General features: G+C 72.6%; 23 protein-coding genes. 7 read left to right on the forward strand and 16 right to left on the reverse strand.

Annotated features, from left to right (window positions below; translation table 11 throughout):
* Nucleotides 1-2: 2 nt before the first annotated feature.
* Together ACTJK8_RS14500 and ACTJK8_RS14505 are read right to left on the reverse strand one after the other, a co-directional pair.
* A complete protein-coding gene (locus ACTJK8_RS14500) occupies nt 3-2,447 on the reverse strand; it encodes a PBP1A family penicillin-binding protein (RefSeq protein WP_058607396.1) in 2,445 nt (814 codons plus the stop codon).
* Between the two features lie 160 nt (nt 2,448-2,607).
* Complete coding sequence (locus ACTJK8_RS14505) at nt 2,608-3,270, reverse strand: HdeD family acid-resistance protein (RefSeq protein WP_024829216.1); 663 nt, start codon at nt 3,268-3,270, stop codon at nt 2,608-2,610.
* A 194-nt stretch (nt 3,271-3,464) separates the two neighbouring features.
* Here ACTJK8_RS14505 and ACTJK8_RS14510 point away from each other — a divergent pair, with 194 nt between their 5' ends.
* The gene (locus tag ACTJK8_RS14510; protein WP_440762094.1) at nt 3,465-4,733 is read left to right on the forward strand and encodes an HlyD family secretion protein; all 1,269 of its coding nucleotides are present in this window, start codon (nt 3,465-3,467) and stop codon (nt 4,731-4,733) included.
* Nucleotides 4,730-6,394 (forward strand): DHA2 family efflux MFS transporter permease subunit, encoded by a 1,665-nt coding sequence (locus tag ACTJK8_RS14515; protein WP_012320551.1) that lies wholly within the window; start codon nt 4,730-4,732, stop codon nt 6,392-6,394. Before ACTJK8_RS14510 ends, ACTJK8_RS14515 begins: the two co-directional genes overlap by 4 nt.
* Before the next feature lie 72 nt (nt 6,395-6,466).
* Here ACTJK8_RS14515 and rimM read toward each other — a convergent pair whose 3' ends face one another.
* From rimM to ACTJK8_RS14540, 5 genes are read right to left on the reverse strand one after another with little or no spacing between them, the layout of a single operon-like run.
* The gene (gene rimM, locus ACTJK8_RS14520; RefSeq protein WP_012320552.1) at nt 6,467-7,162 is read right to left on the reverse strand and encodes a ribosome maturation factor RimM; all 696 of its coding nucleotides are present in this window, start codon (nt 7,160-7,162) and stop codon (nt 6,467-6,469) included.
* A 12-nt stretch (nt 7,163-7,174) separates the two neighbouring features.
* Entirely contained in the window at nt 7,175-7,537 is a 363-nt protein-coding gene (rpsP, locus tag ACTJK8_RS14525) for a 30S ribosomal protein S16 (RefSeq protein ID WP_012320553.1), read from the reverse strand.
* 7 nt (nt 7,538-7,544) lie between these two features.
* A complete protein-coding gene (locus ACTJK8_RS14530) occupies nt 7,545-7,877 on the reverse strand; it encodes a chorismate mutase (RefSeq protein WP_012320554.1) in 333 nt (110 codons plus the stop codon).
* Complete coding sequence (gene ffh, locus ACTJK8_RS14535; protein ID WP_024829213.1) at nt 7,874-9,436, reverse strand: signal recognition particle protein; 1,563 nt, start codon at nt 9,434-9,436, stop codon at nt 7,874-7,876. The genes ACTJK8_RS14530 and ffh overlap by 4 nt, the downstream gene beginning before the upstream one ends.
* A gap of 18 nt (nt 9,437-9,454) precedes the next feature.
* Nucleotides 9,455-9,673 (reverse strand): glutathione S-transferase, encoded by a 219-nt coding sequence (locus ACTJK8_RS14540; protein ID WP_012320556.1) that lies wholly within the window; start codon nt 9,671-9,673, stop codon nt 9,455-9,457.
* 311 nt (nt 9,674-9,984) lie between these two features.
* Between ACTJK8_RS14540 and ACTJK8_RS14545 the strand changes: the two genes are divergently transcribed.
* Both ACTJK8_RS14545 and ACTJK8_RS14550 read left to right on the forward strand, forming a co-directional pair.
* On the forward strand, nt 9,985-10,614 hold the full coding sequence (locus ACTJK8_RS14545) for a hypothetical protein (RefSeq protein WP_012320557.1): 630 nt from the start codon (nt 9,985-9,987) through the stop codon (nt 10,612-10,614).
* 450 nt (nt 10,615-11,064) lie between these two features.
* Nucleotides 11,065-12,102 (forward strand): aromatic ring-hydroxylating oxygenase subunit alpha, encoded by a 1,038-nt coding sequence (locus ACTJK8_RS14550; protein ID WP_167539008.1) that lies wholly within the window; start codon nt 11,065-11,067, stop codon nt 12,100-12,102.
* 7 nt (nt 12,103-12,109) lie between these two features.
* Here ACTJK8_RS14550 and ACTJK8_RS14555 read toward each other — a convergent pair whose 3' ends face one another.
* On the reverse strand, nt 12,110-12,841 hold the full coding sequence (locus ACTJK8_RS14555; RefSeq protein WP_012320559.1) for a class I SAM-dependent methyltransferase: 732 nt from the start codon (nt 12,839-12,841) through the stop codon (nt 12,110-12,112).
* A 75-nt stretch (nt 12,842-12,916) separates the two neighbouring features.
* On the opposite strand from ACTJK8_RS14555, the gene trmD reads away from it, so the two are divergent.
* A complete protein-coding gene (gene trmD, locus ACTJK8_RS14560; protein WP_440762095.1) occupies nt 12,917-13,681 on the forward strand; it encodes a tRNA (guanosine(37)-N1)-methyltransferase TrmD in 765 nt (254 codons plus the stop codon).
* Here the strand turns inward: trmD and ACTJK8_RS14565 are convergent.
* The gene (locus ACTJK8_RS14565) at nt 13,639-13,818 is read right to left on the reverse strand and encodes a hypothetical protein (RefSeq protein WP_012320561.1); all 180 of its coding nucleotides are present in this window, start codon (nt 13,816-13,818) and stop codon (nt 13,639-13,641) included. The two genes, trmD and ACTJK8_RS14565, sit on opposite strands and share 43 nt — an antisense overlap.
* A gap of 215 nt (nt 13,819-14,033) precedes the next feature.
* Between ACTJK8_RS14565 and ACTJK8_RS14570 the strand changes: the two genes are divergently transcribed.
* Nucleotides 14,034-15,203 (forward strand): phosphoserine transaminase, encoded by a 1,170-nt coding sequence (locus ACTJK8_RS14570; RefSeq protein WP_024829210.1) that lies wholly within the window; start codon nt 14,034-14,036, stop codon nt 15,201-15,203.
* A gap of 152 nt (nt 15,204-15,355) precedes the next feature.
* Here ACTJK8_RS14570 and ACTJK8_RS14575 read toward each other — a convergent pair whose 3' ends face one another.
* From ACTJK8_RS14575 to tesB, 3 genes are all read right to left on the reverse strand, one after another.
* The gene (locus ACTJK8_RS14575) at nt 15,356-16,855 is read right to left on the reverse strand and encodes an ammonium transporter (protein ID WP_024829209.1); all 1,500 of its coding nucleotides are present in this window, start codon (nt 16,853-16,855) and stop codon (nt 15,356-15,358) included.
* Nucleotides 16,856-16,936: 81 nt separating this feature from the next.
* The gene (locus ACTJK8_RS14580) at nt 16,937-17,275 is read right to left on the reverse strand and encodes a P-II family nitrogen regulator (protein ID WP_010683623.1); all 339 of its coding nucleotides are present in this window, start codon (nt 17,273-17,275) and stop codon (nt 16,937-16,939) included.
* A gap of 300 nt (nt 17,276-17,575) precedes the next feature.
* Nucleotides 17,576-18,475 (reverse strand): acyl-CoA thioesterase II, encoded by a 900-nt coding sequence (gene tesB, locus ACTJK8_RS14585; protein ID WP_083374385.1) that lies wholly within the window; start codon nt 18,473-18,475, stop codon nt 17,576-17,578.
* A gap of 100 nt (nt 18,476-18,575) precedes the next feature.
* Between tesB and ACTJK8_RS14590 the strand changes: the two genes are divergently transcribed.
* Complete coding sequence (locus ACTJK8_RS14590) at nt 18,576-19,841, forward strand: FAD-dependent monooxygenase (RefSeq protein ID WP_440762096.1); 1,266 nt, start codon at nt 18,576-18,578, stop codon at nt 19,839-19,841.
* A gap of 21 nt (nt 19,842-19,862) precedes the next feature.
* Here ACTJK8_RS14590 and ACTJK8_RS14595 read toward each other — a convergent pair whose 3' ends face one another.
* The 4 genes from ACTJK8_RS14595 to ACTJK8_RS14610 form a co-directional block, all read right to left on the reverse strand.
* Nucleotides 19,863-20,813, reverse strand: a complete 951-nt coding sequence (locus ACTJK8_RS14595) for a phosphatase PAP2 family protein (RefSeq protein WP_440762097.1) — start codon at nt 20,811-20,813, stop codon at nt 19,863-19,865.
* Nucleotides 20,814-20,887: 74 nt separating this feature from the next.
* A complete protein-coding gene (locus ACTJK8_RS14600) occupies nt 20,888-21,940 on the reverse strand; it encodes an acyltransferase family protein (protein ID WP_440762098.1) in 1,053 nt (350 codons plus the stop codon).
* Between the two features lie 133 nt (nt 21,941-22,073).
* Entirely contained in the window at nt 22,074-22,577 is a 504-nt protein-coding gene (locus tag ACTJK8_RS14605; RefSeq protein WP_012320568.1) for a cupin domain-containing protein, read from the reverse strand.
* 129 nt (nt 22,578-22,706) lie between these two features.
* Nucleotides 22,707-24,239, reverse strand: a complete 1,533-nt coding sequence (locus ACTJK8_RS14610) for a glycosyltransferase family 2 protein (protein ID WP_440762099.1) — start codon at nt 24,237-24,239, stop codon at nt 22,707-22,709.

Here is a 24,239-nt window from a genome sequence, read left to right on the forward strand (position 1 = left end):
CGTCACCGGCCCCACAGGCCGACCCGCTCGGCCCGGGCCTGCTCCTCCGCGCCCAGGAGGTCCGGTGGGGCGTCCTCCGAGGCGCGGGCGCCGCCCGCCGCCAGGATCAGCCCGGCGAGGTCGTCGCCCTCGATGCGGCAGCGGGCCGTGGCCCCGTCGGACAGGCCGCTGCAGACGACCTCGCGACGGCGCAGGTAGCTGGCGAGCTGGCGGGCGAGGTGGCCGCGCTCGCCGACCACGCCGAGGAGGCGCACGACTCGCCCGCGCAGGTTGAGGGTGCCGGTGTCGATCACCTCCGGCACGCCGCGGACCTCGCCAACCGCGGCCGGCTCGGGTGCGGGTGCCGTCGCCCGGGCCGGCTCGGCCCGCTCCGCCGAGGGGCGGGCCCTGCCCTTCGCGAGCTTCTCGGTGGCCCGCTGGACGAAGTCGTGGAAGATCCCGGCCGGCATCTCACCGCCGAACATGCGGTTCATCGGACTGTCGTCGTCGTTGCCGACCCAGATCCCGACCACGAGGTCGGGGGTCATGCCGACGAACCACGCGTCGCGGAAATCCTGGCTCGTGCCGGTCTTGCCGCCGATGATCTGGCCCGGCACCCGCGCTGCGCGGCCGGTGCCGGATTCCACCACCGCCTGCAGCGAGTCGAGCATCATCGTGCGCGGTTCCTGCGCCAGCATCGGCCCCGGGGCCGCGTCGGTGCGGACGTAGAGCGGCTGCGGCGCGGCCCCGCGGATCGCCTGGATGCCGTAGGTCTGGAGCGGGGTGCGCCCGGACAGGACCGAGCCGTAGGCGCGGGTCATCTCCAGGAGGCTCACGGCGCCCGAGCCGAGGACGAGGCTCGGCACGTTGGGCAGGTCGGACTGGATCCCGAGCTTGCGGGCGGTGGCGATCACCGCCGGGATGCCGACATCCTGCCCGAGCTGGGCCGCCACGGTGTTGATCGAGAGCGCGAAGGCGGTCCGCAGGGGCACGGCCCCCCGGTAGCGGCCGTCGTCGTTCTCGGGCTGCCAGTCGCCGATCTGGATCGGGCGGTCGACCATCACGGATTCCGGCGTGTAGCCCTTCTCGTAGGCCGTCAGGTAGGCGAGGAGCTTGAACAGGGAGCCGGGCTGGCGCTTGGCCTGGACGGCGCGGTTGAACTGGCTGTCCTCGTAGTCGCGGCCGCCGACCATGGCGAGGATCGCGCCCTCCTTCGAGAGCACCACCATGGCGGCCTGGCCGACCTTGCGGCGGGCGCCGTCCTTGTCGAGGCGGCGGGCCACGACGCCCTCGGCGAGGCTCTGCAGGTCGAGGTTGAGGGTCGAGCGCACCGTCATGTCGCCGTCCGTGCCGGCGAGGCGCTTCACGTCGCCCGCGATCATGTCGAGGAAGTAGTTGGTGCCGGGCGGCGCCTCAGGGGGCGACTTGAGGGTCACGCTCTGCTTGCGCGCGGCGTCGGCCTCTCCTTGCGTGATCGCGTTGGTCTCGACCATGGCCTGGAGCACCACGTCGGCGCGCTCCTTGGCGCCGCCGAGGTTGCGGGTCGGGGCGAGCTGCGAGGGCGCCCGCACCAGCCCGGCCAGCATCGCCGATTCCGGCAGGTTCAGCGCCTTGGCGGGCTTGCCGAAATAGCGCCGCGCCGCCGCGTCCGCCCCGTAGGCGCCGGCGCCGAAATAGGCGGAGTCGAGGTAGCCGAGCAGGATCGCGTCCTTGCTCATCGTCGATTCGACCCGCAGCGCCAGGAAGGCCTCCTGCACCTTCCGCCAGAGCGTCTTCTCCTGGTTGAGGGAGGTCAGGCGAACGTATTGCTGGGTGATGGTCGAGCCGCCCTCGCGCACGCCGCCGCCGCGGAGATTGCGCCACGTCGCCCGGGCGAGGCCGCGCAGGTCGATGCCCCAGTGACTGTAGAAGCGGCGGTCCTCGATCGCCACGATCGCCTGGGCGAGGTGCGGCGGCAGGTCGGCCGCGGTGAGCTTCTGGCCCCGGAAGCTGCCGCGTGTGGCGAAGACCCGGCCGTCGTCGGCCTCGACGGTGATCGCCCGCTGGCCGGTCTCGACCACGGCGCCGCCCAGCGGCGGCAGACTCACGAAGGCGGCGAACAGGTAGATCGCCAGCGCCAGCGCCGGCAGCAGGACCACCAGGGCGGCGACGATCACGGCCGGGTGCCGGCGGCCGAGGATCGGGCGAAATCGCCGAGTCCGGACGCGCGCGCCCGTCTCGGCGGCGGGCGGGAGATCGGCCCGCGCTCGCGCCGCGCGCTCCGCCGCGCGGGCCGACAGGGCCCGGCCGGTCCGCGCGAGGCCGAGTCCGGCCGCGGCGAGGAGGGTCCGGAGATGGCGCGCGAGGTCGCGCGCGGCGCGCCCGGCCTCCCGGGCGGCGAGCCGCGGGTCCGGAGCGTCGGCGGCGGGATCCGGCTTCGGCGGTTTCGGCCCGTCGGCCGGGGCGCGTTCCGGCGCGTCGGGCGTCATCGTGGTGCGTGTTCCGGGACCGGTCGATCCGGCCGACCGAGCCTTCTAAGCCGCATCCGTCCCGGTGTCCCGCCGGTGCGGGGTCGCGGGACGGGCGCTGCGTCGATCGCGCCGCGACCGTGTGGATCGGGCCACGGGGTCCGGTCCGGCCGGGGCCGGCTCACCGGCCGAGCGGCGCTCCCGGACCGACGGCCCCGTGCTGGGCGCGCAGCTTGAAGGCCAGGATCAGCAGGAGGATGCCGAAGGCGAAGGTGTAGGAGCCGATCCACCACGTCAGCACCAGGGCCGACATGCCCGGGTTGATGAGCAGCGCGAGGCCGAACAGGATCGACACGACCCCGCCCAGGACGAGCCACCAGCGCCCGTAATGGAGGTGCAGGCGGAAGGCCGCGGCGATCATCAGGCCGCCGGTGACCAGCGCCCAGGCGGCGAGCAGCAGGACGAATGCCCAGACGGCCGCGGCCGGCACCAGCACCGCCGCGACGCCCACGACGATGTCGACGAGGCCCTCGAGCAGCAGGAAGCCCCAGCGCTCGTGGCGCTGCGCGGCCCGGACCGCGCCGACGACGGCGAAGATTCCGTCGACGAGCATGTAGGCGGCGAAGAACAGGACGAGTGAGAGCACGAAGGCGCCCGGGGCGATGAACGCGACCGCCCCGAACAGGATCGCGATGACGCCGCGCAGGGCGACGAGCCACCAGTTCCGCGCCAGCGCCGCGCTCATGGCGTCGAGGCGCGCCACGCCGACGAGCGGGATGCCGGAGGGCGTGGTCGCGGGGCCGGATCCGGGGCTGTTCGGCGTCGGGGATGGGCTGCTGGTCATGGCGAACTCCTGGGCCTTCAGGCCGAGAACCGCGAAGGTTCCGGGCGCAGAACGCCGCAGTGCGGCATGCGTTCCTAGACGGGCCGATCTGCGCGTGGAACCTTGAGCCTGCGGCCGGCTTTTGCTGCCTGAGGCGGGCGATGCGACAAGCCCGGTCACCCCCGGGTGGCCGGCCCATCGGGCGACGACTTCCCATGTTTGACGATCAGCGGCACCTCTCCGAGGACGAGGCGCGCCCGCGGCCGGCCGACGGCCCGGCCGTCGCGCGCGAACGCGACGTGCTCGATCTCGGCCGCACCGAGCCGGCCGCCGATCGCGCGGCCGACCGCGAGGCCGCGCGCAAGCCCGGCACGGAGGGGGCCGACGACGCGCCCGAGGCGCAGGACGGGCAGGCGGGAGACGAAGCCGAGGATGACGACGACGGCGCGCGGCGCCCCAGCGTCCTGCGGCGCCACCCCGTCGCGTTCCTGCTCGGCGGCCTCGCGGTCGTCGCGCTCTGCGTCGGGGTGTTCTTCTACTGGCTGCTCTACATGCATCCCTACGAGAGCACCGACGACGCCTTCGTCGACGCGCGCAGCATCTCGATCCAGCCGAAGGTCGGCGGCTACCTGGTGGACGTGCCGGTCACCGACAACCAGCACGTCGAGGCCGGCCAGATCCTGTTCCAGGTCTTCCAGCGCGACTACGACATCGCCCTCGACCAGGCGAAGGCGCAGGTCGCCGCCGACGAGGCCGGCATCAAGAACATCGACGCGCAGATCCAGGCGCAGTACGCCAACATCGACGTGTCCAAGGCGCAGGTCGCCACCGCCGAGGCGGCGCTGAAATTCGCCCAGGAGGACGCGGCCCGCTACAAGGACCTCGCCGAGCGCGGCTCCGGCTCGGTCCAGCAGTCGCAGTCGGCGACCTCGACGCTGCAGCAGCGGCAGGCGGCCGTGCAGAGCGCCAATGCCAGCGTGGTCGCCGCGCAGAAGCAGGTCGGCTCGCTCCAGGCCCAGAAGGCCTCGACCCAGGCGCAGCTCGGCCGCGACCGGGCGCAGGTCGAGCAGGCCGAGCTGAACCTCGGCTACACGACGGTGCGCGCCGTGCAGGGCGGCCGCATCGTGCGGCTCACCGGCGGCGTCGGCCAGCTCGCGCAGGCCGGCCAGACCCTGGCGATGTTCGTGCCCGACGACATCTGGGTGACGGCGAACTTCAAGGAGACGCAGATCACCGACATGCGGCCGGGCCAGCCGGTCGACATCGAGATCGATGCCTATCCCGGCCGCAAGATCCAGGGCACCGTGGCCTCGGTGCAGCCGGGCTCGGGCACGGCCTTCAGCCTGCTGCCGGCACAGAACGCCACCGGCAACTACGTGAAGGTGACCCAGCGCATCCCGGTCAAGATCGTGGTCAAGAACTGGCCGACGGACGTGTCGATCGGCCCGGGCATGTCGATCGTCCCGACCGTCACGGTGCGGTGAGCGCCGTGGCCGGCCAGGCGAGCGCGGCCGCGCCCGGACGCAAGCCGGGTGCGGGGCAGGCGAGAGGAAGCAAGGCCGCGTCCGGCAAGGCCCCGGGCGGCCACAATCCGTGGCTGATCGCGGGCGTGGTGGCGCTGGCGACCTTCATGGAGGTGCTCGACACCACCATCGCCAACGTGGCCCTGCGCTACATCTCGGGCGGGCTCGCGGTCGGCCCCGACGAGGCGGCCTGGGTGGTGACGAGCTACCTCGTCGCCAACGCGATCACCCTGACCGCGTCGAGCTTCCTGGCCAAGCGCTACGGCCGCAAGGCCTTCTTCATGTGGTCGGTGGCGCTGTTCACCGCCTCGTCGATCCTGTGCGGCTTCGCCTGGAGCCTGGAATCCCTGCTGCTGTTCCGGGTGATGCAGGGGCTCGGCGGCGGCGGCATGGCGCCGCTCGCGCAGTCGATCCTGGCCGATTCCTTCCCGCCGGCGAAGCGCGGCCAGGCCTTCGCGCTCTACGGGGTCGCCATCGTGGTGGCGCCGGTGATCGGCCCGACGCTCGGCGGCTGGCTCTCCGACAACGCTTCCTGGCACTGGTGCTTCCTGATCAACGGGCCGGTGGGCGTGATCGCCCTCGGGCTGATGTACTGGCTGATCGAGGACAGCGACGCGGCCAAGAAGGAGCGCCGCGCCCTGGTCCGCAAGGGCATCCGCTTCGACATCGTCGGCTTCGTGCTGGTCGCCCTGTTCCTCGGCTCGCTGGAGGTGATCCTCGACGAGGGCCAGCGGAAGGACTGGTTCGGCACCTCGACGCTGATGAACGTCTCCGGCGTGCTGATGGTGGTCTCGTTCATCGCCATGATCCCGTGGCTGCTGACCCGCGAGAACCCGGTCGTCGACCTCCGCCTGATCGGCAATCGCCAGTTCGGCTCGTGCTTCCTGGTGATGATGTTCACCGGGGCGATCCTGATCGCCACCACGCAGTTCATCCCGCAGATCACGCAGGAATATTACGGCTACACCGCCACCCTGTCGGGCCTCGTCCTCGGCCCGGGCGGCATCGTCACGGTGGTGATGATGTTCCTCACCGGCCGGATCTCGTCCTACGTCCAGCCGAAATGGCTGATCGCCACCGGCATGACGATCGTGGCGCTCGGCATGTACGACCTGACGCGGATCGACGGCAGCACGACCTTCGCGTTCTTCGCGTGGTCGCGGGTCTATATCGGCATCGGCCTGCCGATGGTGTTCCTGTCGATCACCTCGGCCTCGTACGAGGGGATCCGCAAGGACCAGACCGATCAGGCCTCGGCGCTGATCAACGTCGCCCGCAACGTCGGCGGCTCGATGGGTGTCTCGCTCGCCCAGAACATCCTGGCCTACCGGAGCCAGTTCCATCAGAGCCGCCTGGTGGAGAGCGTCAACCCGGCCTCGCCGGCCTACCAGGAGACCATGCGGCAGGCGACGCAGTACTTCTCCGAGCACGGCTACGCCGGTGTCGAGGCCCAGAACCAGGCGACGGCGTGGATCGGGAGCGTGCTCAGCACCCAGGTGGCCTACTGGGCCTATATCGACGTGTTCTGGGTGCTCGGCCTCGTCGCCGCCTGCGCGGTCCCGCTGGCCCTGAGCCTGAAGAGCGTCAAGCTCGGCGGTGGGGCGCCGGCCGGGGGGCACTGAGGGCGGCGGCCGCGGCCGGGACGGCGCCCGGATTCCGGACGCGCCCTCGGCGCGCGGACCGGCCCCCGAGCCCTAGCCCGGATCGTCGGCGGGCTTCTCGCCCGGTGCCGCGAACAGATCCTCCGGCGCGGCCACGGTGACGCGGCGCTGCGCCACGTCGAGGACCGGCACGAAGGCCTTGGTGAAGGGCAGGAGCGCGGTGGCGCCGCCGTTCGGCGGTCGCAGCTCCAGGAGATCGCCGCCGCCGTAATTCGGCACGGCCACGATCGTCCCGACGAGGGTTCCGGCCTCGTCCACCGCCGCGGCGCCGATCAGGTCGGCGGCGTAGACCTCGTCGTCGTCCTCGGGCGCGGCCAGACGGTCGCGGGGAACGAACAGGGCCACGCGGTTGAGCGCCTCCGCGGCGCTGCGGCCCGAGACACCCTTGACCCGGGCGATCAGCATGTCGGGCGACGAGCCGGGGGCGGGACGCACGTCGGCGAGCGCCAGCGTCCGGCCGTCGGACGTCTGGAGCGCTCCGTAGCCGGCGATCGCCTGCGGATCGCCGGTGTAGGACTTGAGCCGGACCTCGCCGGTGAGGCCGTGCGCCCGCCCGAACTCGCCCAGCAGGACGAGGTTGGGATCGGGCGGCACGGGCGGCGGCGCCGGCCTGGGGGCCGGTGCCTTGGGCGAGGTCGCCGCGTCGGGCGCGATCTTGCCGATCGCCGAGCTCGTGCGGCCTCGGCGGCCGCCGTCGCGGGAGGTGGGACCTGCGGGGCGGCGCGCCATGACCGGTGCGCCTTACGCGGCGGCGTCCTCGGCGGGGGCGGCGGCCTTCTCGGCGCGCTTGGCGGCGCGCTCCTTGGCCTTCTCGCCCGGCTCCGCCTTCTGCGGGTTGTTGCGGGCCGGACGCTTGGCGAGGCCGGCCTGGTCGAGGAAGCGCAGGACGCGGTCGGTCGGCTGCGCGCCCTTGGCGAGCCAGCTCTGGATCTTCTCGTTGTCGAGCACGATGCGGGCCGGATCGTCCTTGGCCTTCATCGGGTCGTAGGCGCCGACCTTGTCGATGAAGCGGCCGTCGCGCGGGGCACGGGCGTCGGCGACGACGATGCGGTAGTAGGGGCGCTTCTTGGCGCCGCCGCGGGTGAGACGGATCTTGAGGGCCATGGTCTGACTACTTTCGCTGTTGCTCGATCTGGGACTCGTGGTCCGCCTTGATCGACTGGTGGTGCCGAATGACTTCCTTGACCACGAAGGCCAGAAACTTCTCGGCGAAGTCGGGGTCGAGCTTGGCCTCGACCGCGAGCTTGCGGAGCCGGGCGACCTGACGGGCCTCCCGGTCCGGATCGGAAGGGGGGATCCCCTTTCGGGCCTTGAGCTCGCCGACCCGCTGCGTGCAGCGGAAACGCTCGGCGAGGAGGTGGATCAGCGCCGCATCGAAATTGTCGATGCTGTCCCGCAGGCGCGCGAGTTCGGGATCGACGGCCTGGGCCGCGAGCACGCTCATTTCTTCTTCCCCGGCATGAACCCACCGAGACCCGGCAGCTTCGGGCCGCCGAGGCCCGGAAGTCCGGGAAGCTTGGGCATCCCGCCCCCGCCCAGGCCCGGCGGCATCGGCGGCAGCTTGCCGCCGAACTGCTTCTCGAGCTGCGCGATCTGCTCCGGCGTCGGCTCCGGCATGCCGGGCGGGAGGCCGGGCATGCCGCCGCCCATCCCGCCGCCGCCCAGGCCGAACATCGAGCCGAGCGCCTGCCCGATCCCGCGCTTGCCCTGGCCCATCGCCTTCATCATGTCGGCCATGGTCCGGTGCATCTTCAGGAGCTTGTTGATCTCCGAGACGTCGACCCCAGAGCCGGCCGCGATGCGCTTCTTGCGGCTGTTCTTGAGGAGGTCGGGGTTCTTCCGCTCCTGCGGGGTCATCGACGAGATGATCGCCCGCTGGCGCTTGAACATCTTCTCGTCGAGGTTGGCGCCCTCGACCTGCTTCTTGATCTGGCCCATCCCGGGCAGCATGCCCATCAGGCCGCCGATGCCGCCCATCTTCTCCATCTGGGCGAGCTGCATGGACAGGTCTTCGAGATCGAACTTGCCCTTGCGCATCTTCTCCGCGGTGCGGAGCGCCTGCTCGTGGTCGATGGTCTCGGCGGCCTTCTCGACGAGCGAGACGATGTCGCCCATGCCGAGGATGCGGTTGGCGACGCGGGCCGGGTGGAACTCCTCCAGCGCGTCGACCTTCTCGCCGACGCCGACGAGCTTGATCGGCTTGCCGGTGACGGCGCGCATCGACAGAGCCGCGCCGCCGCGGGAATCGCCGTCCATCCGGGTCAGGACGATGCCGGTGACGCCGAGGCGCTGGTCGAAGGCGCGGGCGGTGTTGACCGCGTCCTGGCCGGTGAGCGCGTCGGCGACGAGCAGCACCTCGTGGGGCTTCGTCGCGGCCTTCACCTCGGCGGCCTCGGCCATCAGGCCCTCGTCCACCGTGGTGCGGCCGGCGGTGTCGAGCATCACCACGTCGAACCCGCCGAGACGGGCGGCGTCCATGGCGCGCTTGGCGATCTGCACCGCAGACTGGCCGGCGACGATCGGCAGGCTCTCCACGCCGACCTGCTTGGCCAGCACCGCGAGCTGCTCCATGGCGGCCGGGCGGCGCGTGTCGAGGGAGGCGAGCAGCACCTTGCGCTTCTCGCGGTCGGAGAGGCGCCGGGCGATCTTGGCGGTGGTCGTGGTCTTGCCCGAGCCCTGCAGGCCGACCATCAGGATCGGCACCGGGGCGGGGGCGTTGAGATCGACGGTCTCGGCGTCGGTGCCGAGCATCGCCACGAGCTCGTCGTTGACGATCTTCACGACCATCTGGCCGGGCGTCACCGACTTGAGCACGACGGCGCCGACGGCCTTCTCCTTCACCCGGTCGGTGAAGCCGCGGACCACCTCGAGGGCGACGTCGGCCTCCAGCAGGGCGCGGCGCACCTCGCGCATGGCGGCGGTGACGTCGGCCTCGGTCAGGGCACCGCGACGGGTGAGTCCCGAGAGGATGCCGGAGAGGCGGTCGGACAGGCCTTCGAACATGATCCTGACGCCCCGCCGTTACTGCTCGAGCCCGGCGCGCTCGACGCGGCGCGCCTGGAGGGCGGCCTCGAAGCTGCGCAGGGCGCTCGCGAATTTGTCCCGGCACTCCGGGTTGCAGAAGCCCACCACGGCGCCGTTGTAGAGCGTCAGCGAGTCGGCCGAGATCGGCTTGCCCGACCACGGGCAGGTCTCGTTGATCGCGTCCTCGATCTTCAACGCTTCTTGATCTCGCGTCATGCGGGTGCCTCGGCCGGCGGATCCCGTCCTCGCATATCGGCCAACGCCCATCGCGCCCGAGGGCGCGGACGCGCTGTCGGGCGTTGACCTCCGGCCTCACGGGACCGGTCGGCTTGGCATCGGTCGATCTGCAACGGATCGGGAGGCCGGGGCGTAGCGGCAGCCGGCCGGAAAGTCAATTTTCGCGCCCGGTCCGGGCCACCGCGGTTCGCTCCGGCGCCGGGACGGGCGGGACGAACAGCGTTAACTTTTACCGATCGTTAAGCATGTTGGGATTGTCTTCAGCCCATATTCGCTCAGGACGCCCGCCGATGTCGGAACCCGCCCGCTCTCACTCGCCGACCGAGCCCGGCAGCTTTCCCGCGACCGGTCCGCTCCGCGACTGGCTGACGGCGATGAAGGCCCAGGCGCCGGTCGAGACCCGCGGCGAGGCGCGGCCGGCGGAGGCCCCGCCCGAGGCGAAGCGGGCCCGCGGCGGCGAGACGGCGTGGTCGCCCCGCGTCGTCGCGACCCACGAGGCCCCGCGGGTCGCGGCCGAGGATCCCGACATCGCCGAGCTGATGGCCGAGAACCTGATGCTGAAGGCCAAGCTGCGCGTCGAGGCCGAGCGCCAGGACGAGCTGCAGGCCATCCTGGCCGACGAGATCCGGACCCTGCGCGAGCATATCCGCGACGAGATCGGCTCCCTGGAGGATCTCCGGGCCGAGCAGGAGGACGTCCGCATCGAGCGCGAGGAGTTCCGCGGCGAGCGGGAGCGCTTCCGGGCCGAGCGCGAGGAGCTGCGCGCCGAGCGCGACCGGGCGATCGCGGAGCGGGACGCCCTGCGGGCCGAGCGTCTGACCCTGGCGGGCGAGCGCGACGCCCTGCGCGAGGAGCGCGACCTGTGGCGCGCCCGGACCGAGGCGCTGGCCCAACCGCTGTTCCAGTCCCAGCGGCGCTGAGCGCGCACCCGGACCCTGAAACGCCGAAGGGCCACCCGAGAGGGTGGCCCTTCCATTGCCGAACCGTGTCGTCCGGCGGAACTGTCCCGAGATCGGGTCTCTAGCGCGTCTTAGAGCGACGCGCCGGAGGCGACGGTCCAGGTCCGATGAGCCGAGACACACGGCTGATGACAATGAGACACTGGATCACCTCCTTTCGTTTGTTGCGGGTGAAGCGAAGGTAGGTGGCCGCACCCGGCTTGTGAAGCCCCGCGCCTGCGCCCGTTTGTCCTCCCCAGATCGGTGCCGAACCGGCGCCGCGCCGGACCGGGCTCTCCCAGGGGCCGGCGCTTCCCCGCCCCGGCGGCCGGGCGTATGACGGGCGTCCCGAGGTCTGCCCGAACCGCCTTGAACGCGCCCTTCGCCAACCCGCCGCGCCCCGCCGACGAGGCCGCGCTCGATCCCGACGCGATGCGCCAGCCGCTCGGCAACGCGTGGTACTGCGTCGGGCAGTCCCGGAGCCTCGGCAGGGCGGGCGGCCGATCGGCCCTGCGGGCCGTGGCGCTGAACGGCGAGCAGATCGTGCTGGGCCGCGCCCCCGACGGCACGCCCTTCGCGCTGCGCGACCGCTGCCCCCACCGTGGCATGGCCCTGTCGAAGGGCCGCTTCGACGGCGACACCCTGATGTGCCCGTTCCACGGCTGGCGCTTCGGCACCGACGGGCGCTGCCGCGACGTCCCGACCCTGTCGGAGCACGACGCGGCCGACTTCTCGCGCATCCAGGTGCAGCGCTTCCCCGTGCGGGAGAGCGCCGGCTTCCTGTGGGTCAACCCGCATCTCGGCCCCGCCGCGGGCGCGGTGCCGGAGGTGCCGGCGCTGGACTTCGAGCCCGCCGGCTTCCTCGTGGTCGAGTTGGAGGTCGAGGCCTCCTTCGACCTGACGACGCTGAGCCTCGTCGATCCCGGGCACGTCGCCTTCGTCCACGATTCGTGGTGGTTCCGGCCTTCGAAGCAGCTCCGCGAGAAGGTGAAGACCTTCCAGCCGGTGCCCCACGGCTTCGTGATGACGAGCCACGCGACCACGACGAGTTCGCCGGTCTACCGCCTGCTCGGCGGCATCCCCGAGGTCGAGATCGAGTTCCGCCTGCCCGGCGTGCGGCTGGAGCGCATCCGCGCGGGGGAGAAGCGGGTGGCGAACTACACCTTCGCGACGCCGCTGACGCCGGACCGGACCCTGCTCACCAACGCGCTCTACTGGAGCATGCCGGCGCTGAACCTGCTCAAGCCGGTCGCGCGCCCGCTGATGCGGCAGTTCCTGACCCAGGACCAGCAGGTGCTCCAGCACGCGCAGGACGGGCTCGACCGCAAGCCCACCATGGTGCTGTTCGGCCAGGGCGACCTGCCCTCGCAATGGTATTTCCGGCTGAAGCGCGAGGCCCTGGAATCGGCCCGCGACGGGCGCCCGTTCGTCAACCCGCTGGAGCGCCGCGAGCTGCGCTGGCGCTCCTGAGACGCCGCTACCGCGCCGTCGCGTCGTCGCGGCAGGGCCGGATCGTCTCCGGCCTCGGGCGCGCCTCCGGGGCGGGGGCGGCGAACACCGCTAGGTAGGCCCCGTCCGCGAGCGGCCGGAAGCCGGTTTCCCGGTAGCCCGCGGCGGCGAGCTCGCAGCGCAGGAGCGCCGGCGGCGTGCCGTGCCGCGACGGGATCGCGTCGGCGTCGACGATCCCGACCCGGCCGCCCGGGCGCATCGCGGCGGCGAGGTTGTGGAGCAGGCCGAAGGGCTGGGTGATCTCGTGGTACATGTGGACGAGGATCGCCGCGTCCACCGAGGCCGGGGGCAGGCGCGGGTCGTGCGGCTCGCCGCGCACGACCGTGACGTTCCCGAGCGGCCGCACCCGCGTCTCCAGGGCCGCCAGGTAGGACGGCGTCACGTCCTCGGCGAGCACGCGGCCCCGTGGCCCGACCCGGGGGCTCAGCCGCACCGCGTAGTAGCCGCTGCCGGCGCCGATATCCGCCACCGTCTCGCCGGGGGCGATGCCCATCCCCGTGGCGACCTGCTCGAACTCGCCGGCCCTGTCGCGCTCGGCCTCCGAGGACCAGCGCGGCGCGACGATCTCGGCCACGGGCCGGTCGGGCCTGGGGAAGGCGGCGGCGGGCGCGCCCGGGGGCGCCAGGGGCTCGGCGGCGCGGGCCGGGCCGGCCAGGGCGGCAGGAGCGGCGACGGCGAGGAGGGCGAGGGCGCGGATCATGGCCGACAACCCGCGGGGCGCGTCCGCGGTGCCGGGCCCGTTGACCGTGCCGCACCCCGCGCGCCATCAAGCGCCATGACGCGCGCGGACACGCCCTGGCGGGCCACGATCCTCACCCTCTACCCGGAGATGTTCCCGGGCCCGCTGGGCCTCTCCCTGTCGGGCGACGCCTTGGCGCGGGGCGACTGGACCCTGGAGGCCCGCAACATCCGCGAGCACGGCCTCGGCCGCCACCGCTCGGTCGACGACACGCCGGCTGGCGGCGGGGCCGGGATGGTCCTGCGCTGCGACGTGCTCGCAGCCGCCATCGACGCCGCGGCCGTGGACGCCGCGACCGGGGCCGACGACCCGCGCCCGCGCCTGCTCATGTCGCCCCGCGGCCGGCCGCTCACCCAGGCGCGCGTGCGCGACCTCGCGGCGGGACCGGGCGCGCTGATCGTCTGCGGCCGCTTCGAGGGCGTCGACGAGCGCGTGATCGCCGGGCGCGGCCTGGAGGAGGTCTCGATCGGCGACTACGTGCTGTCCGGCGGCGAGATCGCCGCCCTGGTGGTGCTGGATGCGTGCGTGCGGCTCCTGCCCGGCGTGATGGGCAAGATAGAATCCGGCGTCGAGGAGAGCTTCGAGGGCGGGCTCCTCGAGTACCCGCACTACACGCGCCCCCGCGACTGGGAGGGCCGCGCGATCCCGGACGTCCTGTCCAGCGGCAACCACGCCGCCATCGCCCGCTGGCGGCGGGCGGAGGCCGAGCGGATCACCGCCGAGCGCCGCCCCGATCTGCGCGACGGGTCTGTGGCCGGTCAGGCCGGCTCGAGGTCGATCACCGGGCCGTCGCGGTCGTAATCCAGCGGGTCGAGCTGCAGCGGCCGCGGCACGACGCGCGGTGTCCGGCTCGCCAGCACGATGCGGGGTATTAAGGCTCCAATAACCAAGAGTAGAACGGACCAGACCGCCAATATCGCGGCGCTGTGGAAAGACATCGGCGCACCTCAAACGCAACGCGGCACCTCATTAAGGCTAACGGGCCCGGATTAATCGACTGTTCCCCGCCGCCCGGGCCCCTGTCCCGACCGGGGGCAGCGCCGCGAAGACTGCCGGTGGGACGGGCGCTTGCAAGCCGGCCGGTTTCGGCGCATGCGCGAGTCGGGACGCGCCTCCCCGCGGGAGCGCGGCCCTCTGCAAGGATGGATCCGCCATGACCAGCCGCCCCACGCAGCGCCCGCGCGTGCCCCATTTCTCCTCCGGTCCCTGCGCGAAGCGCCCCGGCTGGACCCCGGCCGCCCTGGCCGACGCCGCGCTCGGCCGGTCGCACCGCTCGCCCCTCGGCAAGGCCAAGCTCGGCCGGGCCATCGACCTGACGCGCGCGGTGCTGCAGGTGCCGGCCGAGTACCGGATCGGCATCGTGCCGGCCTCCGACACCGGCGCCGTCGAGATGGCGATGTGGACGATGCTCGGGCCGAAGCCCGTCGAGGTCGCCGCCTGGGAGGCGTTCGGCAAGGAGTGGGTGACGGACGCGCTGAAGCAGCTCAAGATCGCGCCGCGCATCCACCAGACGCCCTACGGGATCCTGCCGGACCTCGCGGCGATCGACACGAAGAACAGCGACGTGGTCTTCACCTGGAACGGCACCGCGGCCGGCGTGAAGGTGCCGGACGGCGACTGGATCGCGGCCGACCGCGCGGGGCTGACGATCTGCGACGCGACCTCGGCGGCCTTCGCCCAACCCCTGCCCTGGGACAAGCTCGATGTCGTGACCTTCTCGTGGCAGAAGGTGATGGGCGGCGAGGCGGCGCACGGCATGCTGATCCTCTCGCCCCGCGCCGTGGCGCGGCTGGAGAGCCACACGCCGTCCTGGCCCCTGCCGAAGATCTTCCGCCTCACCAAGGACGGGAAGCTGATCGAGGGCATCTTCAAGGGCGACACGATCAACACGCCCTCGATGCTGGCCGTCGAGGACTACCTCGACACCCTGGACTGGGCCGAGCGGATCGGCGGCCTGAAGGCGCTGCACGCGCGGGCCGACGCCAACGCGAAGGTCGTCTACGACTGGGTCGCGCGCACGCCCTGGATCGCGCCGCTGGCCGCCGATCCCGCGACCTACTCGAACACGGGCGTCTGCCTCGTGATCGCCGATCCGGACGTGCTCGCCCGCGGCGACGCGGCGGTCTCGGCCTTCGCGGCGGGGATCGTCGAGCGCCTCGACCGCGAGGGCGTCGCCCTCGACATCGGCGCCTACCGCGACGCCCCGGCGGGCCTGCGGATCTGGTGCGGCGCCACCGTGGAGACCTCGGATCTGGAAGCGCTGACGCCCTGGCTCGACTGGGCCTTCGCGGAGGAGAAGGCGGCGCTGACGCGGGCGGCGTGAGCGCTTCGGGGTCGATGCCCGATCGCCACCCCGCATCGTCTTCGCGAGCGGGGCGAAGCGAGACGGCCTGACGCAAAAGAAAACCCCGGCCCTCGCGGAGCCGGGGTTTTCTCGTTCGGGAGACGCGGCCCAGCAGGGCCGCGCCGTCAGTCTCAGTAGTTGTAGGCGCGCTCGCCGTGATCGGCGATGTCGAGACCCTCGCGCTCCTCCTCCTGCGTGACGCGCAGGCCGATCGTCACGTCGACGAGCTTGTAGAGGATCGCCGAGCCGATACCCGACCACAGCAGGGTCAGGCCGACCGCCTCGGCCTGGACGATGAGCTGGCTCATCATGTCGTAGGCACCGACGGCCAGCTCGCCCGGCTTCGAGGTGTAGTCGGGGATGCCGACGCCGCCGAGGTTCGGGTCGACCAGGATGCCGGTCGCCAGCGCGCCCAGGATGCCGCCGATGCAGTGGACGCCGAAGACGTCCAGCGAGTCGTCGTAGCCCAGCGCGTTCTTCACGGTGGAGCACATCACGAAGCAGACCACGCCGGCGACGAGGCCCAGCACGATCGAGCCCATCGGGCCGGCGAAGCCGGAGGCCGGGGTGACCGCGACGAGGCCGGCGACCGCGCCCGACAGCATGCCGAGCAGGGACGGCTTGCCCTTGAGCGCCCACTCGGCGAACAGCCACGCCACCGCGGCGCCGCAGGTCGCCACGAAGGTGTTGAGCATCGCGAGCGCGGCGGTGCCGTTGGACTCGAGGTTCGAGCCGGCGTTGAAGCCGAACCAGCCGACCCACAGCAGCGAGGCGCCGATCATCGTCATGGTCAGGGAGTGCGGGGCGAGCAGGTCACGGCCGTAGCCGATGCGCTTGCCCATGATCAGGCAGCCGACGAAGCCGGCGATGCCCGCGTTGATGTGCACCACGGTGCCACCGGCGAAGTCGAGGGCGCCCTTCTGGAAGAGGAAGCCGGCATCCTTGTTGACCGCGTCGAGGGCCGCCTGGGCGGTCGCCTTCGAGGCGTCGTCGGTGGCGGCGGCCAGAGCCTTGGCGGCGTTGCCGACGGCGTCCGGGCCGGCCCAGTACCAGACCATGTGGGCCATCGGGAAGTAGATGATCGTGACCCAGAGGATCGTGAACACCACCAGCGCGGAGAACTTCATCCGCTCGGCGAAGGCGCCGACGATCAGTGCGGGCGTGATCATGGCGAACGTCATCTGGAAGCACAGATAGGCGTATTCCGGGATCACGACGCCGTTCGAGAAGGTCGCGACCGTCGAGTTCGCGTCGACGCCCTTCAGGAACGCCTTCGAGAAGCCGCCGACGAAGTCGTTGAGGCCGCCGCCGCTCGTGAAGGCGAGGCTGTAGCCGTAGAACACCCAGAGCAGGCCGACGATCGACACGATCGCGAACACCTGGGTCAGCACCGACAGCATGTTCTTGGTGCGCACGAGGCCACCGTAGAACAGCGCGAGGCCGGGGATGCTCATCATCAGCACCAGGGCCGACGAGATCATCATCCAGGCCGTGTCACCCTTGTTGGGGATCGGCGAGGGCGGCGGCGAGGCGGCTTCCGGTGTCGGGGTCTGCGCGAGGGACGGCTCGATCAGGAGGGCGGCGATCGCCGCCCCTCCCAAGCCGAGCATGAGGGCATGACGAAGTTTCATGGGCACGTGGCTCCCGGTCTCAAGTCCGTATTGTTTCAGGAGGTCTGGCGATCGGCGGGCCCGGACGCGCCGGGCCGCGGATCAGAGGGCGTCGGCGTCGGTCTCGCCGGTCCGGATGCGCACCGCCTTCTCCAGCGGCATCACGAAGATCTTGCCGTCGCCGATCTGGCCGGTCCGCGCGGCCCCCGCGATGGCGTCGATCACGCTGGACGTCAGGTCCGAGGCGACGGCGACCTCGATCTTCAGCTTGGGCAGGAAGCTGACCGCGTATTCCGCGCCGCGGTAGATCTCGGTGTGGCCCTTCTGGCGGCCATAGCCCTTCACCTCCGTCACCGTCAGGCCGTGGACGCCGATTCCGGTGAGCGCGTCGCGCACCTCCTCGAGCTTGAACGGCTTGATGATGGCCATCACGATTTTCATGGGCGACGCCCCCTTCGAAGTCCTCGGGAACCGTTGCCGTCACCCGATTTGCGGGACGAGCCGGAACGGACCGTCCGCAGGCTCGGGATGACCCGCGGTCGAAGGCCGCTATTCAAGGACTATGCCAGACAAGCTTGACCGGGAACATTTTCACCGATCGTCATTTTGCCCATGGATTAGCCCGAAACGGACAGATCGCGGGCAGGATCCGGAGCGATCACGCACAAAGTCGAGGCAAACTGCCCGAATCCGTGCAGCCCGAGCTGTGGCACGCCGGTAACACACGCGCGGGAACCCGCTTTAATCCCGCGTCGGCCGGATCAGACCCTCCTGGGCCACCGACGCCACGAGGTGGCCGGCGCGGTCGAAGATCTGGCCGCGCGCGAAGCCGCGGGCGCCGCCCGCGACCGGGCTGTCCTGCGCGTAGAGCAGCCAGTCGTCGATCTTGACCGGTCGGTGGAACCAGAGGGCGTGGTCGAGGCTCGCGGCCTGGATCGCCGGATCGAACACGGAGCGCGCGTGCGGGATCAGCGAGACGTCGAGCAGGGTCATGTCGGAGGCGTAGGCCAGTACGGCCCGATGCAGCGCCGGATCGTCCGGCAGCGCCGAGGCCGCGCGCAGCCAGACATTGAAGATCGGATCGGGCGCCCGGCCGCCCGCGCCGGCGGGCAGGTAGCGGTTGAGATCGACCGGCCGCAGCGCGATCGGCCGCTCGCGGCCGAAATAGGCGGCGATCGCCTCCGGCATCCCGGTGCCGCCGGCGGCCGCCAGGGCCTTGCCGTCGAGGAGCCCCTCGGGTCCGGCCACCGCCGGCATCGCCGGCTGGTGCGTCAGTCCCTCCTCGACGACCTGGTAGGAGACCGTCGTGGCGAAGATCGCGCGCCCGTGCTGGATCGCCTTGACCCGCCGGGTCGTGAAGCTCCGCCCGTCCCGGATCCGCTCGACCTCGTAGACGATGGGCGTGCGCGGGTCGCCGGGCAGCATGAAGTAGGCGTGGAGGGAGTGGGCGGGGCGGTCGTCCGGCACCGTCCGGGTCGCGGCGACCAGCGCCTGCGCCACCACCTGCCCGCCGAAGACGCGCCGCCAGCCCGTCTTGGGGTTCTGGCCGCGGAACAGGTCGACCTCCAGGCGCTCCAGGTCGAGGATGGCGATCAGCTCGGCGACGGCGTCCGTCATCGCGTCGGTGTTGGCGTCGGTCATGACCCGCGGGGTTTCCGTTCGTTGCCCGCGTGCGACATAGGCTGTTCGGACGAACCAATCCACGCGTCCCGCGTGCGGCAACCCTAGGAGATCCGCCCCGATGACGGCCGAGACGCCTCGCCCCGGCAGCCGCAGCCTCCTGATCGCCGGCGGCGGCCTGCCCAGCCTCGCCCTGGCGCTCGCCCTGAAGCAGGCCCACGGGCCGGCCCTGGCAGTGACGGTGATCGACCCGGGCGCGGCCGACCCCGCCCGGCATCGCGGCCGCGCCTACGCCCTGGCGGCGGGCGGGCGGCGGATGCTGGAGCGCCTCGGCCTGTGGGCCCGGGTCGCCGACGCGGCCGAGCCGATCGCCGAGATGGTGATCAGCGACAGCCGCCTCGCCGACCCGGTGCGGCCGGTCTTCCTGACCTTCGGCCGCGAGGCGGACGCCGAGCGCGACGACGGCGAGCCCTTCGCCCACATGATCGAGGCCGAGCCGCTCGCCGCGGCCCTGGCGGAGGCCTGCCGGGCGGCGGGGGTGGCGATCGTCGCCGCCGGGGTGGTGCGCGCGCTGCCGGAGGGGGCCGCGATCCGCGCGGCGCTCACCACCGGCGAGACCCTGCGGGGCGACCTGCTGGTGGCCGCCGACGGGGCACGGTCGCGGCTGCGCGAGGCCGCGCGGATCGGCTGGGTCGGCTGGTCCTATCCGCAGGTCGGCATCGTGGCGACGATCGGCCACGCGCGGCCGCACGAAGGCCGCGCCTTCGAGCACTTCCTGCCCGCGGGCCCGTTCGCGATCCTGCCGCTGCGGGACGGCGGTCCCCTGGGGCACCGCTCGTCCATCGTCTGGACCGAGCGGTCGGACGACGCCGAGGCCCTGCTCTCCGGCGAGCCCGACGAGGTGCTCGCCGAGATCGAGCGCCGGTTCACCCTGGATCTCGGCACGCTCGCGCTGGAGCACGGCCCGAGCCGGCACCCCCTCGCCTTCGGCATCGCCCGGGCCTTCCGCGCCGAGCGTCTCGCCCTGCTGGGCGACGCCGCCCACGTGATCCACCCGATCGCCGGCCAGGGCCTCAACCTCGGGCTCGCGGACGCCGCGGCGCTGGCCGAGGCCGTGACCGGCGCGCTGCGCCTCGGCCTCGACCCCGGAAGCCCCGACGTGCTGCGCGCCTACGAGCGCGCCCGGCGCTTCGACAGCTTCGCCATGGCGGCGGCGACCGACGGGCTGAACCGGCTGTTCTCGAACGACGCCCTGCCGCTGCGGCTCGCCCGCGACCTCGGCCTCGGGATCGTCGACCGGCTGCCGGGGCTCAAGCGCTTCTTCATCGGCGAGGCCGCGGCCGCGCGCGACTCGCGGCCCCGGCTGATGCGGGGCGAGGCGCTCTGAGGCGCCCGCCAGCCGCCGGCCTCAGGCCCGTCCCGGCGCGGGGCCGCCCTCGGACGCTCCGGGGCGGAGCGCGTCCGCGGCCCGCCGCCCGAGCGCCCGCGCGGCGCAGATCGCCAGGGCGGCGATGACCAGCCCGGCGATCACGTCGACGAAGTAGTGGCCGCCATCGATCGGTGTGGCGGCGATGAGGAGGGCGTTGACGACGAGGGCCGGGATCCGGGCCGCGCGCAGACGCCAGAAGGCCCAGATGTAGAGGCCGCCGAGCGCCGCGTGGAAGCTCGGGAACGTGATGATGCCCTCGACGTGATCGAGGTTGATCGTCCGGAGCGTGCCGTCGCGCAGGCCGGTCAGGTCCGCGACGTGGACGTAGGACGCGGCCGGGTGCAGGTTGGGGAAGTCAGCCGGGGACAGGCCGAGGAACACGAAGTTCGCCAGGGCGGGCGTCAGCGCCGACACCAGGACCGTCACCGTGCCGGCGAGGGCGAAGGCCAGGACGAAGTCCCGCAGCGCTCGAAGCCGGCCGCTGAAGCCCAGCAGGATGACCGCCAGCATGGTCTGCAGGATCAGGCTCCGGTAGGCGAGCGAGAGCGCCAGCCCGAGTCGCGGATGGCCGTCCACGAAGGCCAGGTAGGCCCGCCAGTCCAGACCGAGCCGCCGGTCCCAGGCGTGGAAGGTCGAATCCCAGAGCGGGCCGCCGGTGCTCGCGACCGTGTACGACAGGGCAGCCGCGCAGGCGCTGAAGGCGATGACCTGCGCCAGCGCGCTGAGCGTGGCGGCGATGCGCGGCTCGGGGCGGCGCGTGCGGTAGACCTGCGCCAGGGCCTCGAGCCCGCCGCAGGCCACCCCGGTGACGAGGGCGCTGTCCCAGGCGAAGCGCAGCCCGGCGACCGCCATCCAGACGACCGTGGCGACCAGCGTGGCGGCGATCAGGGGCCACGTGCCGACGCCGCCGCGCGGGCGCTCAGCGAACATCGGGGCCCCGGGCGGGTGGCGCTGTCATCGAGGGTCTTGTGGCCGGAATGCCGGCGGATGGTCCCGCACAAGTCTTAAGGATCCGCCCCGGAGAAGCCCGGCCCCGGCGCGGAGCCCGGCGGCGCGCGATACCGGCGGCCGGCGAGCCCGTCGACGACGCCGTCGACCACGGCGTCGGCGGCCCGGCGGACCGCCCGGATCGGCCCGCGCAGCGCGCGCGCCGCGATCAGGTGCAGCGGCAGGCCGAGAACCACGAGCAGCGCCAGGAGATGCCACCGGTCCCAGGCGGGCCGGTGCGGCGCCCAGAGGAGGAAGAGGCCGCTCACGATGTAGAGCTCGAAGCTCGCCCGCCCCAGGCGGCCCGCCGCGGCGCGCGGCGGGCCGCGCAGCCGGCCGGCGGCCGCCAGCATGAACGCCGAGCCCGCCACGGCCGACACGGCGAACAGCGCCGGGTCGCCGTACTGCCCGGTCGCGACGTGGACGAAGTTGCGCGGCGCGCAGACCAGGAGCACGGCGAGGCCGCAGGCGCCGAGGAGCGCCGACACGTCGAACGCGCCCCGCCCGAGCCGCAGGCCCGCGACGTAGAACGGCAGGGCGCCCACGAGCGCGTGGACCTGCCAGTACGGGAACGCCCGCGCGCTGCAGATCCACGACAGGGCCAGGGCGCCGCCGAGGACGATCCAGTAGCCGCCCGGAAAGACCGCCGCGCGCGCCGCGGCGTCGATCACCCGCACGAGCCCCAGGACGACCAGGAACCAGAGCACGCCCAGGCCGAAGTTCTGGCCGTACACCGCGTCGCGCAGCGCGTCCGCCGCCGACAGGGTGCCGTCGAGGGCGCAGGGGATCAGCGCGAGGGTGCTGAACGTCAGCGCCACCACCACGAGTTTCAGCGCGGAGAGGCAGGCGGCGGCGAGATCCATCTCTCCCTTCATCCGGTCGACCATCCCGCAGAGCAGGAAGAAGAACGGCATGTGGAAGGCGTAGATCACCCGCCAGACCGCGAGGGCCGGCCCGGGCTCGGGGCCCGACGGGCCGTAGAAGACGGGCTGCAGCAGGTGGCCGGAGAGGACCAGCAGCACGGCGAGGCCGCGCGCGGCGTCGAGCTGCAGGTCGCGGAGTGGGGCCATCGGGTCAATTCGCGGCGTCGGGGATCCGATGATGCCGCGCCAAGCCTTAGCAAGCCGTGTCACCAGATTGCGGAATTCAACCTGGACGGTACCTCACCGCGGCCGCGCGTCGGGAGTGACGGGCGCCCGCGCGTCAGCCGGTGACGAGCGCCCGGGCCCGGCGCAGCCAGCGCAGCGACGCCTCGACCAGGGTCGGGGCGCGGTGCTTGAGGATCGCCGATTTCAGCAGCGTCCGGGGCACCTCCCAGAGCTGGACGGAGCCGACCGGGAAATGCGCCACGTCGCCCGGCGTCAGGTGGTGGCGGCTTCCGTCCGCGTCGGTGACGAAGACCTCGCCGTCGAGGATGGTGATGATCTCGTCGGCGTGGTGGGTCCAGCGGAACGCGCTGGCCGTGGTGCGCCACAGGTAGACCTGCGCGCTCCCATCATGGGTCTGCGAGACCTCCGCGACCTCGGTGACGGGGTCGCCGGAGACGACCCAGTCCGCCGGGATCGGCGCCGGGACGAAGGCGGCCCCGCTCGATCGGACCGCCGTGCTGGCGACGGGGCGGCCCCGCTCGTGCAGCCGGATCTCCGCCGCGAGGCCGACCAGGGCGAGGCCGACGAGGAGGGCCGCGGCGGCGAGCAGCTTCTTCACGGTCGGCTCCCCACCCCGGCGCGGTCGAGTCTGTCCGCGCGTCCCCGCGAGGGGGGTAGAGGCTCGGGTCGCTCCGTTCCAGCCCGCCGCGCCGAACTTCGCGCGTTTAGCTTAACCCCGGGGGCCCGCTCAGGCGGCGTCCGCCCGGCGCTCCGCGATCCAGCGCGTCGCGTCGGCGCGCGGGGCGACAACGTCGGTGTCGATGCGCAGCTGCGGGCTGTAGGCCGGATCCTCGGCGATGACGTCGCCCCAGCGGCGCAGGAAGCGCGCGATCTGCGAGCCCGGCGCGAAGCTGGTCTGCCGCGAGGCGCTCTCGTGGTGCGCCATCTCGGCGAAGGGCGTGTAGACAATGCGGTAGCCGAGCTGCCGCATTTTCAGGCACAGGTCGACGTCGTTGAAGTCGAGGGCGAAGCCCTCGTCGAAGCCGTTGACCGCCTCCAGCACCGCCTTGCGGGTCGCGAAGAGCGCCCCGGTCACCGCCGAGCAGTCGCGCTGCGTCAGGGCCCAGTCGCCGTAGGTCGGCTCGGCCGCGTCCCGGTTGTACCAGGGGTGGGCGAACACATCGAAGATGCCGCCGGTCATGCCGGCATGCTGGATCTTGCCCGTGGGGAACAGCAGCCGGCCGCCGGCGCCGCCGACGCCGCGGTCCAGCGCGAAGGTGAGGAGCGCCTCGATCCAGCCGGGCCGGCGCACGACGAGGTCGTCGTTCATCAGGATGACGAGGTCGGTCTCGGCCGCGCGCCAGAGCGTGTTCATCTTGGCCGCGTAGTTGAACCGCTCGCCCGGCGCACGGGTCGTCAGCAGGCGGGTCAGGGTGAAGCGGTCGGAGCGGCCGCGATAGATCGCGTCGTCGGCGACGTCGTCGCCGATCAGCACCCGGATCCTGTCGGCCGGGTAGGTGCTGCGGCCGAGGCTGTCGAGCAGGTTGATCACGTGGGGCTTGGCGCCCTCCACGACGCGGCCCTGATCGTCCTTCGGGCGGCTCTGGTTGGTCGGCACGACCAGGGTCACGGCCGGCCGCGCGTCGAAGCTCCGGCGGATCTCCAGCGTGTCCGCGGTCAGCCCGGGGGCGGCGCGCAGCGGCATGCCGGACGCCTCGAACCACCGGTCGAGGGCGTGGGCGCGCCCCGCACGGGTCGCCTTCGGGCGCTCCAGCGGCGAGGCGATCAGGGTCTGGGGGATCCGGTCGATGCCGATCCCCGCGGAGATCGCGCCGAGCAGGAACCGGAACCAGGCGGCGCTGCCGTGGCGCAGGCCGAAGTCGGGGCTCAGCCCGGCCAGGGCCGAGACGCGGATCAGCAGCGGGAAGCCGATGTAGTCGTCGGCCATGAGCAGGGCCGGGTTGAAGGCCGGCTTGCAGTGGACGCTCCGGACCTGGCCGGCGCCGTCCACCACGGCGTCGTCGCCGTAGAAGATGCCGATATCGGGCCGCTCCGCCAGCGCGCGCGTCAGGTGCGCGGCGAGGTCGGGGCGCAGCTCGGAGGCCGCGGGCGCGACGAAGATCGCCCGGCAGGCGGGGAACTGGCCGGCCGCGACCTGGGCGAGCCGGCGCTCGTCGAGGGGGCGGAGCTGCGCGTCGAGGGGCAGCGGCAGGATCGCGTCCGGCCACGGGAGCGTGCCCCACGAGCTCGACGGGGCCGGGACCGGCTTCTTCTTCAACAC

The organism is Methylobacterium sp. 22177, assembly GCF_052045615.1.
GTDB lineage: Bacteria > Pseudomonadota > Alphaproteobacteria > Rhizobiales > Beijerinckiaceae > Methylobacterium > Methylobacterium radiotolerans.

Coding starts and splice junctions, on each gene's coding strand:
- ACTJK8_RS14500 (WP_058607396.1), bottom strand. CDS start 2,447: ATGACGCCCGACGCGCCGGAACGCGCCCCGGCCGACGGGCCGAAACCG.
- ACTJK8_RS14505 (WP_024829216.1), bottom strand. CDS start 3,270: ATGACCAGCAGCCCATCCCCGACGCCGAACAGCCCCGGATCCGGCCCC.
- ACTJK8_RS14510 (WP_440762094.1), top strand. CDS start 3,465: ATGTTTGACGATCAGCGGCACCTCTCCGAGGACGAGGCGCGCCCGCGG.
- rimM (WP_012320552.1), bottom strand. CDS start 7,162: ATGGCGCGCCGCCCCGCAGGTCCCACCTCCCGCGACGGCGGCCGCCGA.
- rpsP (WP_012320553.1), bottom strand. CDS start 7,537: ATGGCCCTCAAGATCCGTCTCACCCGCGGCGGCGCCAAGAAGCGCCCC.
- ACTJK8_RS14530 (WP_012320554.1), bottom strand. CDS start 7,877: ATGAGCGTGCTCGCGGCCCAGGCCGTCGATCCCGAACTCGCGCGCCTG.
- ffh (WP_024829213.1), bottom strand. CDS start 9,436: ATGTTCGAAGGCCTGTCCGACCGCCTCTCCGGCATCCTCTCGGGACTC.
- ACTJK8_RS14540 (WP_012320556.1), bottom strand. CDS start 9,673: ATGACGCGAGATCAAGAAGCGTTGAAGATCGAGGACGCGATCAACGAG.
- ACTJK8_RS14545 (WP_012320557.1), top strand. CDS start 9,985: ATGTCGGAACCCGCCCGCTCTCACTCGCCGACCGAGCCCGGCAGCTTT.
- ACTJK8_RS14550 (WP_167539008.1), top strand. CDS start 11,065: ATGCGCCAGCCGCTCGGCAACGCGTGGTACTGCGTCGGGCAGTCCCGG.
- ACTJK8_RS14555 (WP_012320559.1), bottom strand. CDS start 12,841: ATGATCCGCGCCCTCGCCCTCCTCGCCGTCGCCGCTCCTGCCGCCCTG.
- trmD (WP_440762095.1), top strand. CDS start 12,917: ATGACGCGCGCGGACACGCCCTGGCGGGCCACGATCCTCACCCTCTAC.
- ACTJK8_RS14565 (WP_012320561.1), bottom strand. CDS start 13,818: ATGTCTTTCCACAGCGCCGCGATATTGGCGGTCTGGTCCGTTCTACTC.
- ACTJK8_RS14570 (WP_024829210.1), top strand. CDS start 14,034: ATGACCAGCCGCCCCACGCAGCGCCCGCGCGTGCCCCATTTCTCCTCC.
- ACTJK8_RS14575 (WP_024829209.1), bottom strand. CDS start 16,855: ATGAAACTTCGTCATGCCCTCATGCTCGGCTTGGGAGGGGCGGCGATC.
- ACTJK8_RS14580 (WP_010683623.1), bottom strand. CDS start 17,275: ATGAAAATCGTGATGGCCATCATCAAGCCGTTCAAGCTCGAGGAGGTG.
- tesB (WP_083374385.1), bottom strand. CDS start 18,475: ATGACCGACGCCAACACCGACGCGATGACGGACGCCGTCGCCGAGCTG.
- ACTJK8_RS14590 (WP_440762096.1), top strand. CDS start 18,576: ATGACGGCCGAGACGCCTCGCCCCGGCAGCCGCAGCCTCCTGATCGCC.
- ACTJK8_RS14595 (WP_440762097.1), bottom strand. CDS start 20,813: ATGTTCGCTGAGCGCCCGCGCGGCGGCGTCGGCACGTGGCCCCTGATC.
- ACTJK8_RS14600 (WP_440762098.1), bottom strand. CDS start 21,940: ATGGCCCCACTCCGCGACCTGCAGCTCGACGCCGCGCGCGGCCTCGCC.